General features: G+C 62.2%; 14 protein-coding genes. 8 read left to right on the top strand and 6 right to left on the bottom strand.

All coding sequences use genetic code 11. The annotated features are described in order from the left end of the window. Positions 1 to 109 precede the first annotated feature (109 nt). Positions 110 to 1120, top strand: coding sequence for a DUF4917 family protein (locus OGV19_RS01420; protein WP_264311795.1), 1011 nt, complete (start codon positions 110 to 112; stop codon positions 1118 to 1120). Positions 1121 to 1139: 19 nt separating this feature from the next. Here OGV19_RS01420 and OGV19_RS01415 read toward each other — a convergent pair whose 3' ends face one another. The 3 genes from OGV19_RS01415 to OGV19_RS01405 all read right to left on the bottom strand — a co-directional run bounded on the left by OGV19_RS01415 (position 1140) and on the right by OGV19_RS01405 (position 3835). Then, positions 1140 to 1649, bottom strand: a complete 510-nt coding sequence (locus tag OGV19_RS01415) for a helix-turn-helix transcriptional regulator (protein WP_264311794.1) — start codon at positions 1647 to 1649, stop codon at positions 1140 to 1142. A gap of 258 nt (positions 1650 to 1907) precedes the next feature. Beyond that, positions 1908 to 3122, bottom strand: a complete 1215-nt coding sequence (locus OGV19_RS01410; protein ID WP_264311793.1) for a class I SAM-dependent methyltransferase — start codon at positions 3120 to 3122, stop codon at positions 1908 to 1910. Positions 3123 to 3217: 95 nt separating this feature from the next. Beyond that, the gene (locus OGV19_RS01405; RefSeq protein ID WP_264311792.1) at positions 3218 to 3835 is read right to left on the bottom strand and encodes a TPM domain-containing protein; all 618 of its coding nucleotides are present in this window, start codon (positions 3833 to 3835) and stop codon (positions 3218 to 3220) included. A gap of 186 nt (positions 3836 to 4021) precedes the next feature. On the opposite strand from OGV19_RS01405, the gene bglX reads away from it, so the two are divergent. From bglX to OGV19_RS01380, 5 genes are all read left to right on the top strand, one after another. Beyond that, positions 4022 to 6313, top strand: coding sequence for a beta-glucosidase BglX (gene bglX, locus OGV19_RS01400; protein WP_264311791.1), 2292 nt, complete (start codon positions 4022 to 4024; stop codon positions 6311 to 6313). Positions 6314 to 6376: 63 nt separating this feature from the next. Beyond that, a complete protein-coding gene (locus OGV19_RS01395) occupies positions 6377 to 8134 on the top strand; it encodes a two-component system sensor histidine kinase MifS (protein ID WP_264311790.1) in 1758 nt (585 codons plus the stop codon). Beyond that, positions 8128 to 9456 carry a two-component system response regulator MifR gene (locus OGV19_RS01390; protein ID WP_264311789.1) on the top strand — a complete coding sequence of 443 codons (1329 nt, stop codon included), beginning with the start codon at positions 8128 to 8130 and terminating at the stop codon, positions 9454 to 9456. The genes OGV19_RS01395 and OGV19_RS01390 overlap by 7 nt, the downstream gene beginning before the upstream one ends. Before the next feature lie 280 nt (positions 9457 to 9736). Beyond that, positions 9737 to 11056, top strand: a complete 1320-nt coding sequence (locus tag OGV19_RS01385; protein ID WP_264311788.1) for an MFS transporter — start codon at positions 9737 to 9739, stop codon at positions 11054 to 11056. Positions 11057 to 11245: 189 nt separating this feature from the next. Further along, positions 11246 to 12385 carry a Fic family protein gene (locus tag OGV19_RS01380; protein WP_264311787.1) on the top strand — a complete coding sequence of 380 codons (1140 nt, stop codon included), beginning with the start codon at positions 11246 to 11248 and terminating at the stop codon, positions 12383 to 12385. Here the strand turns inward: OGV19_RS01380 and OGV19_RS01375 are convergent. Further along, positions 12364 to 13116, bottom strand: coding sequence for a COG4705 family protein (locus OGV19_RS01375; RefSeq protein ID WP_264311786.1), 753 nt, complete (start codon positions 13114 to 13116; stop codon positions 12364 to 12366). The two genes, OGV19_RS01380 and OGV19_RS01375, sit on opposite strands and share 22 nt — an antisense overlap. A gap of 340 nt (positions 13117 to 13456) precedes the next feature. Between OGV19_RS01375 and OGV19_RS01370 the strand changes: the two genes are divergently transcribed. Further along, on the top strand, positions 13457 to 13783 hold the full coding sequence (locus tag OGV19_RS01370; RefSeq protein ID WP_264311785.1) for a hypothetical protein: 327 nt from the start codon (positions 13457 to 13459) through the stop codon (positions 13781 to 13783). Positions 13784 to 13900: 117 nt separating this feature from the next. Further along, positions 13901 to 14512, top strand: coding sequence for a flavin reductase family protein (locus OGV19_RS01365; protein WP_264311784.1), 612 nt, complete (start codon positions 13901 to 13903; stop codon positions 14510 to 14512). Here OGV19_RS01365 and OGV19_RS01360 read toward each other — a convergent pair whose 3' ends face one another. Together OGV19_RS01360 and OGV19_RS01355 are read right to left on the bottom strand one after the other, a co-directional pair. Beyond that, entirely contained in the window at positions 14513 to 14746 is a 234-nt protein-coding gene (locus OGV19_RS01360) for a hypothetical protein (RefSeq protein ID WP_264311783.1), read from the bottom strand. Between the two features lie 56 nt (positions 14747 to 14802). Continuing rightward, complete coding sequence (locus OGV19_RS01355; protein ID WP_264311782.1) at positions 14803 to 15096, bottom strand: putative quinol monooxygenase; 294 nt, start codon at positions 15094 to 15096, stop codon at positions 14803 to 14805. Positions 15097 to 15213: the final 117 nt, after the last annotated feature.

The raw sequence follows: 15213 nt of genomic DNA, 5'->3' as shown, positions 1-15213 counted from the left end.
TTCCTATCATTCTCACACATGACTTCTTGCCATCGCCAGCCTCAATAACCGGGTGTTTGCATGGCATGCTAAAGTCGCCCCGTTTTCCGCTTCGCCCAACGGACCCCGCATGCCCGCACTTGACGCTCACCTCGCCCCTTGGCCTGAACTCGACCAACGCCACCCTTGCGACGCCCTGTTGCTGGGCAATGGCGCCAGCCGTGCACTGTGGAAGCCGTTCGGCTATTTCTCACTGTTCGAGCAAGCGCAACGCGCGGGCCGCAAAAAGGGCCTGGCAATCAGCGACCAGGCCCTGTTCAAGTCGCTCGCCACGGAGCTGTTCGAGCCTGTGCTCAGCGCCCTCAATACCACCGTACGAGCCAACGCCGCCCTGGCTATCAACTCCACCGCACCGCTGAACCGCTACTACTCGATCAAAGAAGCGTTGATTCATGCCGTGCGCACGGTGCATCTGCCATGGCCGCTGATGCCGGCAGCCGCGCTTGCCAAGCTCAACCAGGCGCTGCGTGGCTATCGCAGCATCTACACCAGCAACTACGACCTGATCCTGCCGTGGGCCGTGCAGCACGCCCCACAAGGCTTTGCTGAACTGTTCGATGAGCAAGGCTTCTTCGACGTACGCCGCACCCGCACCGAAGGCACCCGGCTGCTGCACCTGCATGGCGGCCTGCACCTGCTGAAACTGCCTGATGGCGCCACCCGCCAACGCAGCGCCGAAAGCGCCGAATTGCTTGATGGCTTTGCTGTGAACATTCCGGGTGAAGTGCCGCTGTTCATCAACGAAGACCGTAGTGACGAAAAGCTGCGCGCCATCCGTCACTCGGACTACCTGAGCTGGTGCCTCGGCCAACTGGCGCAGGAAAGCCAGGGCCTGTGCCTATTCGGGCAGCATCTGGACAGCAGTGACCAGCACCTGGTCGAGGCTGTGCGCCAGGCACAACCCCGTCACTTGTCGATAGCCATTCGGCCGTTGGGGGATGCTTCGGTGATCAATCAGAAGCAGCATTTCATTGATCGGTTCGGGGATTTGCCGGCGACTGGGCTGCACTTTTTCGACGCGAGCACGCACCCGTTGGGGTTGGCCGAACTGGCGATCGAGGTACCGGTTGCTCGACGTTGAGGCGCGCCCTGGCTTAGGTTCAATAGGCCTGTTTCGGTGAATGACCGAAGACCCGCTCATAGGCACTCGAAACATTGACCGTCATCGCTACGCGAGCCAGGTCAAGGGTTTCCGGGCCGATAGCGTAGCTTCCGCGTGCCTGTAACCAGATCAGAACCTCGGCCAGGTGCCAAAGCGAAGTACTGCCCTCGTGAATAGGTGCAGGAAAACTATGGCTGTGTACGAGCATCAACTTACGCATGTTCTGGCGCGATACGCCCACAATTTCGGCTACATCGGTAAGCCCGACGAGGTCTGGCGTCGCCTCGATCAGACGCGCGCCCGGCACCGCCTCACGAACATCATTGAGGGCGCTCTCTATGGCTTCTCTGGCCGTTGAAGACTCGCGGATAAAAGCCAGTGCCAAGCGACCGGGCTGCCCTACGCCAACCAAAGCGTCCTCACAACCTGCCTTGGCCAGACGTTCCAGAAGCGCATCGGGATCTTCGTTTTCGTTCAGTTGATACTTGAGGGTGAACTCGTATTCCATCGCTACTGTTCCTCAGCAGCATGACTGGGGCGTGACATCAGCTTTTCTCCAGTGTGGACTCACACCCATCAGGTTGTCAAACGACAACCATGAATGGCTTGCACGTGCAGGCCACACTACAGATTTCTTCACGCCAAACACCGTCGAGAGATGCTCGGGAGGAATTTCCTACTTACATTCAGGATCAGCGCTCAGCGAGCGTTGGGAGCGCCAGCGGGGAGGAAGGGACTTATCGGCGCTTCATCCAGTTTGCCGCATTCAGATCAACCCATCCCCTCGCAACAACGTCTCCAGGCAATGCTCCTGCACCCCATAAAACCCCTTGAGCTGCGCAATCTTCTCCAGCAGCGCCCCGTTATCCACCGGCTGTTTGCGCTTCACTGCCAGAATCATCTTGTTCTTGTTGGTGTGCTCCAACGAAATGAACTCGAACACCTTGGTTTCATAACCACAGGCTTCCAGGTACAGCGCGCGCAGGCTGTCGGTGAGCATTTCGGCCTGCTGCCCCAAGTGCAACCCATACTGCAGCATCGGCTGCAGCAACCCTGGGCTGTGCAGTTGCGGGCGGATCTGTTTGTGGCAGCACGGCGAGCACATGATGATTGCGGCGTTGCAGCGGATGCCGGTGTGGATGGCGTAGTCGGTGGCGATGTCGCAGGCGTGCAGGGCGATCATCACCTCGATGGCTTCGGGCACCACGCTGCGCACATCACCGCACTGAAACTCAAGGCCTGGGTGCTCCAGGCGCGAGGCCGCGGCGTTGCACAGGTCGACCATCTCCTGGCGAAGCTCCACGCCAGTCACCTGGGCTTCGCGGCCCAGGGTATTGCGCAAGTAGTCGTGCATGGCAAAGGTCAGGTAACCCTTGCCCGAGCCAAAATCGGCCACGCGCAGGGCCTGCTCGGCAGGCACCGGCGCGCTGGCCAGGGCGTGCTCGAACACCTCGATGAACTTGTTGATCTGCTTCCACTTGCGCGACATCGACGGAATCAACGCGCCTTGTGCATCGGTCACGCCCAGGTCACGCAGAAAAGGCCGCGACAACTCCAGGTAACGCTTTTTCTCCCGATCATGGCCGCTGCTTGCCGCCGCTTCACGCGGCGCCTGGGCGCCGTGGCGCTGGAGCATGGGCTTGCCCTTCTTGCTGAAGGTCAGCTGCACTTCGCCGTCGGCCTCGAACAGGTGGGCATTGCGAAAGCTTTCAGGCAGCAGTTCGGCAACCAGTGCCTCGGCCTGCTCCAGCGGCAGGTTACGGGTGATGTCACGGGTCTGGTGGCGATACACCAGCGACAGGCAGGGCTGGCCCTTGACCTGCAACGGCTTGGCGATGATCCGCTGCAGGGTCTGATCGGCACCGACATGGCGCGCCAGCACCAGTTTGACCAAGGTATTACCGTGCAGGGCAGCGCTCAGCAGCTCAAGGAACTGGGCGCGCGCATCTGGCGCAGTGGAAGCGGAAGGACTGGCGGACATGAAAAACGGTGCCTCGAGTTGCAGGGAGCGCGTTGCGCAATGCCACGCATTCTACAGGTGTGGAGCTGGCCCCCCAATCCGTATGCCCGCTTTTGTCAGTCCAGAATCACCAAACGGTTGGGCAGTTCGTTGCGGCTATGGGTGGGCGGCACATGTTCGCTGAGCAACTCGCCGCAGGCCTCGATGCAATCGACAAAGCCCTGCAAGGTCCGGCCCTGGCGGACCTGTTCGGCAAAACGGCCGACGATGGCTGCACGGGCGGTGGCATCGAGGCACTGCTCGACCCCCTGATCGACCAGGATTTCCACATGCCGCTCCGCCTCACTGACGAAAATCAGCACCCCCGTGGCACCTGTGGTGCGCTGCAGGTTCTGCTCGCGAAACTGCTGACGGGCCAGGCTCGACGCACGCCGGCGGCGCCAGGCACGGGGGATCAGCCAGCCGGCCAGGCGCGGGTTGCGCAACAGCAGGCACAAACCGATGAACAGCACGACGTTAGCCACCAGCAAACCACGCACACCGGGCCAGCCCAGCAGCATCTGCAGCAGGCCAGGCACGGCCAGCGCCAGCACAGCAGCCCATAACAGTGGCAGGTAGGCGTAATCGTCGGCACGGCGGGCCAGCACCGTCACCAATTCGGCATCGGTGCGCCGTTCGGCACGGGCAATGGCTTCGGCGATCTGGCGTTGATCGTATTCATTGAGGGGGGTCATGCCAGCGGTCTCTCGATCGTTCTTATTGTTGTAATACGGGCATTCAGGGTGCCATCGGCAGCCGACATATTCAGGCATAATCCGCCGCTGGAAGAATCGCCCCCGAACTGTACAACAATAGCCGCCTGAAAACTTCGGCCGCGCGCGTATCACTGTGGATACGGCACAGGCCCCACAACGGAATCCATGATGAAACTGTCTTTGCTGGGCCTGGCCATGGGCCTTGTCAGTCAGGTGGCCCTCGCCGCCCCCACCGCCCCGCCTCTGCAGGACAAGCAGGCGTTCATCGATCACCTGATCAGCCAGATGACCGAAGCCGAAAAAATCGGCCAACTGCGCCTGATCAGCATCGGCCCGGAGATGCCGCACGACAAGATCCGCGAAGAAATCGCCGCTGGCCGCATCGGCGGCACTTTCAACTCGCGCACCGCGCCCGAGAACCGGCCGATGCAGGACGCGGCCATGCGCAGCCGCCTGAAGATTCCGATGTTCTTCGCCTACGACACCGTTCATGGCGAGCGCACCATTTTCCCGATCGGCCTGGGCATGGCCGCGACCTGGGACATGGACGCCGTCGCCAAGGTCGGCCGCACCGCGGCCATCGAAGCCGCTGCCGACGCCCTGGACATGACCTTCGCACCGATGGTCGATATCGCGCGCGACCCGCGCTGGGGCCGTACCAGTGAAGGCTTCGGCGAAGATACCTACCTGACGTCGAGAATCGGCCAGGTGATGGTGCGCTCGTTCCAGGGCAGCAGCCCGGCCAACCCCGACAGCATCATGGCCATCGTCAAGCACTTTGCCCTGTACGGTGCGGTGGAAGGCGGCCGCGACTACAACACAGTCGATATGAGCCTGCCGAAGATGTACAACGACTACCTGCCGCCCTACCGCGCCGCGCTCGATGCCGGTGCTGGCGGGGTCATGGTGGCGCTCAACTCTATCAATGGCGTGCCGGCCACCTCCAACACCTGGCTGATGAACGACCTGCTACGCAAGGAGTGGGGCTTCAAAGGTGTCACCATCAGCGACCACGGCGCCATCCAGGAACTGATTCGCCACGGCGTCGCCCGCGACGGCCGAGAGGCCGCCAAGCTGGCGATCAAGGCCGGCATCGACATGAGCATGAACGACACCCTGTACGGCGAAGAACTGCCCGGGCTGCTGAAGTCCGGCGAAGTGACCCAGGGCGAACTGGACCAGGCAGTGCGCGAAGTGCTTGGCGCCAAGTACGACATGGGCCTGTTCAAGGACCCGTACGTGCGTATCGGCAAAGCCGAAACCGACCTCAAGGACTACTACGGCAACGACCGCCTGCACCGAGAAGCCGCGCGTGACGTGGCCCGCCGCAGCCTGGTCCTGCTGGAAAACCGCAACCAGACCCTGCCACTGAAGAAGGCTGGCACCATCGCCCTGGTCGGCCCGTTGGCCGACGCGCCGATCGACATGATGGGCAGCTGGGCAGCCGACGGCAAACCGATGCATTCGGTGACGGTACGCGAAGGCCTGCGCCGCGCCGTGGAAGGCAAGGCCAAGCTGGTCTACGCCAAGGGTTCCAACATCACCGGCGACAAGGCGATCTTCGACTACCTGAACTTCCTCAACTTCGATGCCCCGGAAATCATCAATGACCTGCGCCCCGCCGCAGTGCTGATCGATGAAGCGGTCAAGGCCGCCCAGCAGTCCGACGTGGTCATTGCGGTGGTCGGCGAGTCGCGTGGCATGTCCCACGAGTCGTCGAGCCGCACCACCCTGGAAATCCCGGCCAGCCAGCGCGAACTGATCAAGGCCCTGAAAGCCACTGGCAAGCCGCTGGTCCTGGTACTGATGAATGGCCGGCCGCTGTCGATCGCCTGGGAGCGTGAGCAGGCCGACGCCCTGCTCGAAACCTGGTTCAGCGGCACCGAGGGCGGCAATGCCATCGCCGACGTGCTGTTCGGCGACTACAACCCGTCCGGCAAGCTGGCCATCACCTTCCCGCGTTCGGTCGGGCAAATTCCAATGCACTACAACCACACGCGCATTGGCCGGCCGTTCACACCCGGCAAGCCAGGCAACTACACCTCCCAGTACTTCGAGGAGCCCAACGGGCCGCTGTATCCGTTTGGTTATGGCTTGAGCTACAGCAGCTTCGAGTTGTCGGGCCTGGCCCTGTCGAGCAAGGACCTCAAGCGTGGCGCTACGCTTGAGGCCAAGGTCACGGTGAAGAACACCGGCAAGCGAGACGGCGAGACTGTGGTGCAGTTGTATCTGCAGGATGTTACGGCGTCCATGAGCCGCCCGGTCAAGGAGTTGAAGAACTTCCAGAAGCTGATGCTCAAGGCCGGCGAATCGCAGACATTGACCTTCCGCATCAGCGAGGAAGACCTGAAGTTCTACAATGGCCAACTGCAGCGGGTTGCCGAGCCTGGGGAATTCAATGTCCAGGTAGGGCTGGATTCCGAGGCGGTGCAGCAGAAGAGTTTCGAATTGCTGTAAGCAGTTGAACGCCAGTACCGGCCTTATCGCCGGTACTGATTCTCCCTCTTTCGGATCCGCCCCATGCCGTTTTCCTTTCGCGCCCTGCGTCTGGGGCTGATGATCTTGTTCATCTTGCTTGGCACCGCCCTCAGCGCGGGCTGGGCCATGCACCAGGCCAAGCGCCAGGCCATGGAAGACGACGCCCAGCGTGCCAGCCAGCAGCTGGGCTTGTATGCCAACGCATTGCATACCCTGATCGAACGCTACCGCGCGCTACCTGCCGTGCTGGCGCTCGACCCTGAACTGATCGAAGCCTTGCGCGGCCCGGTCAGCGAGCCGGTACAGGACGCTTTGAACCGCAAGCTCGAACGCATCAACGGTGCCGCCAATTCGTCCACCCTCGAACTGCTCGACCGCACCGGGCTGGCCATCGCGGCCAGCAACTGGCGGCTGCCGAGCAGCTACGTGGGCTCCAACTATGGTTTTCGCCCCTATTTCAAGCAGACCCGCAGCCAGGGCAGTGGCCGCTTCTACGCGGTGGGTGTGACCAGTGGCGTGCCGGGCTACTTCCTGGCCAGCGCAGTGAGTGATGAGCATGGCCGCTTCCTCGGCGCCATGGTGGTCAAGCTTGAGTTTCCGGAGCTGGAACGTGAATGGCGCCAGGGCAGCGATATCTTGCTGGTCAGCGATGCCCGTGGCATCACCTTCATCGCCAACCAGGACGGTTGGCGCTACCGCGAGCTAAAGCCGCTCAGCGGCCCTGACCGTGCAGAACTGGCCGAAACCCGCCAATACGACAAACAACCCCTGGTGCCCCTGCAGCATCAGGTACTGACCCGCTTTGCCGACAACAGCCACCTGACCCGCGTGCAAGGCCCGGAGGGCGTCGCCGAATACCTGTGGGAAAGCCTGCCACTGCAAGGTGAGGACTGGACCTTGCACCTGCTGCGCAAACCCCAGGTCACCGCCGACAGCCGCGCCGCAGCCCTCGGCGCTGCCGCCGTGTGGCTGAGCCTGGTCTTCGCGGCGCTGTTCGTCAGCCAACGGCTGCGCCTGGCGCGCTTGCGCCAGCGCAGCCGCGAAGCGCTCAAGCGCCAGGTCGAGGAACGCACCCGTGAGCTGCGCACCGCACAGGAAGGCCTGGTGCAATCGGCCAAGCTGGCCGCCCTCGGGCAAATGTCCGCGGCCATGGCCCACGAGATCAACCAGCCGCTGACCACTCAGCGCATGCAGCTGGAAACCCTGCGCCTGCTGCTCGACCATGGCCGCTACGACGAAGCCCGCAAGGCCCTGGAGCCACTGGAGCAGATGCTCACGCGCATGGCCGCGCTCACCAGCCACCTCAAGACCTTCGCCCGTAACAGCCCGGTCGGGCTGCGCGAGCGCCTGGACTTGGCCGGCGTGGTCGACCAGGCCCTGCACCTGCTCGATACGCGCATCCGCAGCGAAGGTGTCGAGGTGGCGTTGTACCTGGCGCGCCCGGCCTGGGTACGCGGTGATGCGATCCGCCTGGAGCAAGTGCTGATCAACCTGCTGCGCAATGCCCTCGACGCCATGGCCGACAAGCGCTACAAGCGCCTGGAAATCCGCATCGAGCGGGATAACGAACAGTGGCGCCTGAGCGTGCTCGATTCGGGGGGCGGTATTTGCGAGGCACACCTGGCCAAGGTCTTCGACCCGTTCTTCACCACCAAACCCGTGGGTGAAGGGCTAGGCCTGGGCCTGGCCATTTCCTATGGCATCGTCCATGAGGCCGGTGGCCAACTGCAGGCCGAGAACCTGGCCGGCGGCGCACGCCTGAGCCTTACCCTGCCCCGCGACCTGGAGCCTGTATGTTGAATTCAGTGATCGTCGTCGATGATGAAGCCAGTATCCGTAGCGCGGTCGAGCAATGGCTGAGCCTGTCTGGCTTCAGCGTGCAACTGTTCGCCCGCGCCGAGGATTGCCTGGCGCAGCTGCCAGAGCACTTTGCGGGCGTGATCATCAGCGATGTGCGCATGCCGGGCATGGATGGCCTGCAACTGCTCGAACGCCTGCAAAAGGACGACCCCGACCTGCCGGTGATTCTGCTGACCGGGCACGGCGACGTACCGATGGCGGTAGATGCCATGCGCAACGGCGCCTACGACTTCCTCGAAAAACCCTTCACCCCGCAGCATCTGCTGGGCAGCCTGCGCCGCGCCCTGGAAAAGCGTCAACTGGTGCTGGAGAACCGCCGGCTGCACGAACAGGCCGACCTCAAGTCGCGCCTCGAAGACATGCTGCTAGGCATGTCCCAAGGCTTGCAGCAACTGCGCCGGCAGGTGCTGGACCTGGCCGGGCTGCCGGTCAATGTGCTGATTCGTGGTGAAACCGGCAGTGGCAAGGAGCGCGTGGCCCGCTGCCTGCACGACTTCGGCCCGCGTGCGGGCAAACCCTTCGTGGCCCTCAACTGCGCGGCGATCCCCGAGTCACTGTTCGAGGCCGAGCTGTTCGGCCATGAGAGCGGTGCCTTTACCGGCGCCCAAGGCAAGCGGATCGGCAAGCTTGAGTATGCCAACGGTGGCACGGTGTTTCTCGACGAGATCGAGAGCATGCCGCTGGCCCAGCAGGCAAAACTGCTGCGGGTGATCCAGGAGCAGAAGCTCGAACGGTTGGGGGCCAACCAGAGCATCAGCGTCGATTTGCGCATCATCGCCGCGACCAAACCGGACCTGCTGGAAGAAGCCCGGGCCGGGCGCTTTCGGGAAGACCTGGCCTATCGCTTGAACGTAGCCGAGCTGCGGCTGGCACCCTTGCGTGAGCGACGTGAGGATATTCCCTTGCTGTTCGAGCACTTTGCCCGTGCTGCAGCTGAAAAACTGGGCAGGACAGCGCCGGCGCTCAGTGGCAGCCAGTTGGCGCAGCTGCTTTCCCACGACTGGCCGGGCAACGTGCGCGAGTTGGCCAACGCGGCCGAGCGGCACGCCCTGGGGCTAGGCTCGCCGAACATTGAAGCAGCGCCGGCCGGCCAGTCGCTGGGCGAGCAGATGGAGGCGTTTGAAGCGCAGTGTTTGCGGGTGGCGTTGCGTCAGTGCAAAGGGGAGATCAAGGGAGTGATGGAAGCATTGCAGCTGCCGCGGCGTACGCTGAACGAAAAGATGCAGCGGCATGGGTTGGTGCGGGAGGACTACCTGCAATAGGCGAATTTCTGCTTACTACCAGAGCGTGATAAGCGGAAATCCGCTGATCACTGATGCCTCGGCTGTACCTGCAATGGGCTGCCTTGCAGCCCTTCGCGGGGCAAGCCCGCTCCCACCAAACCCATTGAACATGAGGGCTCGGTGGGAGCGGGCTTGCCCGCGAAGGGGGGCGCCGCGCCCCCAAATGAATCACCCCGCACCCATTTGGCACACCTTCTGCAATCACTGTGGCAAGCAGCGCTCAGGCGCGCTCCACAAAAACAACGAGAAGGTATCCCTGATGGATAACGCCACCTCCCTGCCAACCGGGGCGGCCATCGCGCCGGCCGCCGAAAAAACCACCGCCAGCCGCCTGAAGTCGATCTTCAGCGGGTCCATCGGCAACATGGTCGAATGGTACGACTGGTACGTCTACGCCGCATTCTCGCTGTACTTCGCCAAAGCCTTCTTCCCCGCTGGCGACACCACCGCACAACTGCTCAATACCGCTGCGATCTTTGCCGTGGGCTTCCTCATGCGCCCGATCGGTGGCTGGCTGATGGGCCTGTATGCCGACCGCAAAGGCCGCAAAGCCGCGCTGATGGCCTCGGTTCTGCTGATGTGCGGGGGCTCGCTGCTCATCGCCCTGACGCCCGGCTACGAAACCATCGGCGTCGCCGCCCCGATCCTGCTGGTCTTCGCACGCCTGCTGCAGGGCCTGTCGGTGGGCGGTGAGTACGGCACCTCGGCCACCTACCTCAGTGAGATGGCCAGCAAGGAGCGCCGTGGTTTCTTCTCCAGTTTCCAGTACGTGACGCTGATCTCTGGCCAGCTCATCGCCCTGGCGGTACTGATCATCCTGCAACAGACGCTCACCACCGAGCAGCTGTATGCCTGGGGCTGGCGTGTTCCCTTCGTGATCGGCGCGCTGTGCGCGGTGGTGGCGCTGTACCTGCGTCGCGGCATGGAAGAGACCGCCTCCTTCACCAAGAAAGAGAAGTCCAAGGAAAGCCTGATGCGCACCCTGATGCGTCATCCCAAGGAGCTGATGACCGTGGTCGGCCTGACCATGGGCGGCACCCTGGCCTTCTATACCTACACCACCTACATGCAGAAGTACCTGGTCAACACCGTGGGCATGAGCATCAGCGACTCGACCACCATCTCGGCCGCCACGCTGTTCCTGTTCATGTGCCTGCAACCGGTGATCGGCGGCCTGTCCGACAAGATCGGCCGGCGCCCGATCCTGATCGCCTTCGGCGTGCTCGGCACGCTGTTCACCGTGCCGATCCTCAGCACCCTGCACACTGTGCAAACCTGGTGGGGCGCGTTCTTCCTGATCATGGCGGCGCTGATCATCGTCAGCGGCTACACCTCGATCAACGCAGTGGTCAAAGCCGAGCTGTTCCCGACCGAGATCCGCGCCCTGGGTGTTGGCCTGCCGTACGCCCTGACCGTGTCGATCTTCGGCGGCACCGCCGAATACGTGGCCCTGTGGTTCAAGAGCAACGGCATGGAAACCGGCTTCTACTGGTACGTCACCGGCTGCATCGCCTGCTCGCTGCTGGTGTATGCGACCATGAAAGACACCAAGCAGCACTCGCGGATCACCACTGACTGATACGGATTCGGTGGTTATTAAAAAGGGGCGCTCCGTTGTACGGGCGCCCCTTTTTTGTCGCGTTCACGGTGAATGAGCCGATTAGCTGCGTTATTCGGCTCACATAATGAGCCGAATAGCAGTATTATTCGGCTCATCCAGTGAGCCGAATAAGCTGCTCATTCGGCTCACGGGCAGGGTGAAACCATCATGAACAGCACGTTGTGGATCTGGCAGCAATCCGACTGGCCCCATTTTCAATGGCAAAGCGACGCTCTCGCACCCTTGCTCCGCAGTTGTGTCGAAACCCAAGGACGCTTGCTGGGCAAGATCGGGGGCGTCGATGAGCTCAGCGAATGCCAGAATGTCCTCGATACGCTGCTGCAGAACATAGTCACCTCATCGGCGATCGAGGGTGAACAGTTGAACGTGGGTTCGGTGCGCTCCTCCCTCGCACGGCGGCTGGGCGTCCAGGAACAAGGCCCGACCAACGCCCGTAGCGAAGGGCTCGCGGAGCTGATGCTGGATGCGACACAGAAGTACGACCAGCCACTGACCTTGCAGCGCCTGTTTACCTGGCATCACTGGTTGTTTCCTACGGCGGAGGAAGGCCTTAGCAAAGCGGTACTAGTGGGCCAGCTGCGTGACGAGACAACCATGCAGGTGATCTCCGGTCGCCTCGACAAGCCAACGGTGCATTTCCAGGCACCGCCCCGTGACGGCCTGAAAGACCAGGTCAGCGTTTTTCTCGACTGGTTTGCCAGTAGCCGTCACGCACCCCATCTGGACCCGCTATTGCGTGCAGGTATCGCGCACTTCTGGTTCGTCACGCTGCACCCTTTCGACGACGGCAATGGCCGCCTGACCCGTGCCATTACCGACTTAGCGTTGGCCCAGGCCGAACAGCAGGCAATCCGTTTCTATGCCATGTCTGCCAGCATCCTCGACGACCGGGCAGGCTATTACCAGATACTGGAGAGCAGCCAGAAAGACGGCCTTGATATCACCCGGTGGCTGATGTGGTTCCTCGAAACCCTGCTACGCAGCCTCGAACAGGCGTTGGTGAATATCGACCGCATACTCACCAAAGCCAGGTTCTGGCATGTGCATCGGGCAGACGGCCTGTTACCCGAGCAGGTCAAGGTGCTCAACCGACTGCTCGACGGGGGCCCACGCGGATTCGAAGAAGGCATCAGTGCCGCGCAGTACCAGGCCGTTGCGAAAGTCTCCAAGGCCACTGCAACCCGCCACCTCACCGACCTGCTCGACAAGGCGTGCCTGGCCCGCCTGCCAGGTGGAGGCCGCAGTACACGTTATCGAGTCAATACTCAGGACATCTCCAGCACCTGACGCGGCTCACGCCGCTGGTAATAGGTCGCCATCAGCACCAGTACCAGCAACACCCCTGCCAGCACTGCCGATGAACCGACCGTGCCGAAATCCAGCCCGCCCTTCTCGTGGGGCTTGGTCAGGAAGTCGCCCAGGGTGGCGCCGAACGGGCGGGTCAAGACGAACGCGACCCAGAACAGCACCACGCCTGGGATGCGTGTCCAGTAACGGGCCACGACCACCAGCGCGATGGCACTGCCGACCAGCAGTGCACCACCGGCGAAGCCGAGCCCCGAATCATCCGCCAGGTAATCGCCCAGGGCGGTCCCCAAGGTGTTGGAGAACAGAATCGCCACCCAGTAGAACAACTCACCCGCGCGGTTCTTGATGCGGGTGACGTCCAATGGGTTTCCACTCAGGCGCCACACCAGGAAGGTCAGCAGCAAGATGCCGATCAAAATCGACGAACCCGCGGCGTAGCCCAAGCCAAGCGTGCGGTCCATGAAGTCGGACATGGTGGTGCCCGCCGTGCTGGTGGAGAGGATCACCAACCAGTAGAGCATCGGGTGGTAGCGCCGTGAGTAGAGCTGGCCAAGCAAGGTCAGCAGAAACACGCTGATCAACATCAGCGAGCTCAACGCGTAGCCAATATTCAGGGTCATCGACAGCAAGTCGCCCGCCGTTTCACCTAACGTGGTTGCGCAGATCTTCATGACCCAGAAGGCCAGGGTGATTTGCGGAAGTTTATTCATTGTTTGCCGCTCCGGTTTTGAGTGCGGCGATGGTGCTGAGCAAAGCCTGAAAAATCGGTTTATGGCGTATGAAAAAAGCGTTCATTACTGCCTACAGACTGATTTTCGTTCTTAACGCCCCATTAATTCGACGTCGTCATCCTGCAATGGCTGGCGAAACGCTGATCCATACCCTGCTAGATGCCCGTCAGTCCATTGGCTGATTCACCGTTCTCGCGGGCACATGCATCGATTAAATAGATATTTAGACGCTATTTTTTGCGCTTTTTTATCAATTTTATCGGCGTAGGATTAAACCCATAGAAGCAAACAACCTCTCGCAACCCCTGGAGCAACGACCATGAAAAACAAACTGATCCTCACCCTGGCCCTCTCGGTTATCGCGACTGGCGCCTTCGCCGAAGACGGCTTCGACCGTACCAACGCCCACACCTTCGCAGCCGTGCAGAGCCAATCGGCCGCGTACGCTGAAGATGGTTTTGACCGCACAGGCGGCCAGCGCTTCGCTGAAGACGGCTACGACCGCACTGGCGCCCAGCGCTTTGCCGAAGATGGCTACGACCGCACCGGCGCGCAACGCTTCGCTGAAGATGGCTTCGACCGTACCGGCGGCCAGCGCTTCGCCGAAGACGGCTTCGACCGCACCAATGCTCACCGCATCAGCTAACCCCTGATGCGCGCACCCAGCCCGGCTTCGGCCGGGCTTGATCATTTCCAGACGGGCACAGGCTTGGCACACTAGCGCCTCGTTCCCCAAGAGGTAGGGCCAGCAAGCCCAGCACCGATGTACTACTACGAACCCGCCAAAGGCCATGGCCTGCCCCACGACCCCTTCAACGCCATCGTCGGCCCCCGCCCTATCGGCTGGATTTCCTCCCACGACCGCGAAGGCCGCCTGAACCTGGCGCCCTACAGTTTCTTCAACGCCTTCAACTACATCCCACCAATCATCGGCTTCTGCAGCGTCGGGCGCAAAGACAGCCTGAACAACATTGAGCAGACCGGCGAGTTTGTCTGGAACCTGGCGACCCGGCCTTTGGCCGAGGCGATGAACCAGAGCTGTGCGGCGGTAGCGGCAGACATCGATGAGTTCGAATTGAGCGGCCTGACGGCAACGCCGTCGCGCATCGTCGAGGTGCCACGCGTGGGCGAAGCCCCGGTGGCGTTCGAGTGCAAGGTCAGCCAGATCGTCCAGCTGAAGCGGGCAGACCAGGAGCTGGTGCCCAGCTGGCTGATCCTCGGCGAAGTGGTGGCGGTGCACATTGCCGAGCACCTGCTGAACAACGGCATCTACGACACCGCTGCCGCCGAACCGATCCTGCGTGGTGGCGGCCCGGCGGACTATTTCGAACTGGGCAACCTGTTCAAGATGGCCAGGCCCCAGGTGGGCAACTGATCACCAGATCAGCTCACCCTCTTCACTAACGCCCTGCAGGCGTGCCAGCTCGGCGCAGGCGGCCTCATCGGCCGCCATGGCGCCCTTGAACACCTGGCCATCCAGTACCTTGTGAAAGCGCGGCGCCCCGCCCATGCCCAGCGCTTTCACCGCGATGGCTGCGTTGTAGCCACCACCTTCCACCGGGACCATCGCCGAAACCGCTTCGAACTGCGGGAATTCTCTACGTGCCATGCTGCGCTCTGGGTAATTGATAAAGGGGCAGCATTCTAACCCGTGCCCCTGCGCAATCAATCGAAGGTATGCAGGTCCAGGCTGCTGACCACCTGGGCCTGCACCAGCTCACCGAACAGTTCCAGGGTCGGCGATGCAAAGTAGCCGCTCATCGCTTGCTGATCGCGCCAGCTGCCGCTGAGCAGCCAGAGGTCAGCGTCGGCCTGCGAGCGCTGGACCGTGAAGCTCAGGCAACCCGGCGTGCGCAACGAGGGTTCGAGCAGGTCGCGCAGGCGCGCGCCGAGCTCCGCCGAACGTCCGTTGCTGGCACGAATGAAAGCCAAGTGAGTGACCGGTTGTCGTTGGGTCATTGCACGATCTCCTTGAACAGGCGGACGAAAAACCAGGCTGCCAAGGTTAAGGGCTGGCCCGCGCGCCGCGTTAGGCCATTACTGCTGGCCGATTGCCTGATCCTGCAGCGTGGCAGG

It is taken from the genome of Pseudomonas putida (genome assembly GCF_025905425.1).
Classification (GTDB): domain Bacteria; phylum Pseudomonadota; class Gammaproteobacteria; order Pseudomonadales; family Pseudomonadaceae; genus Aquipseudomonas; species Aquipseudomonas putida_AF.
This window is presented reverse-complemented; position numbering and strand designations above follow the sequence as displayed.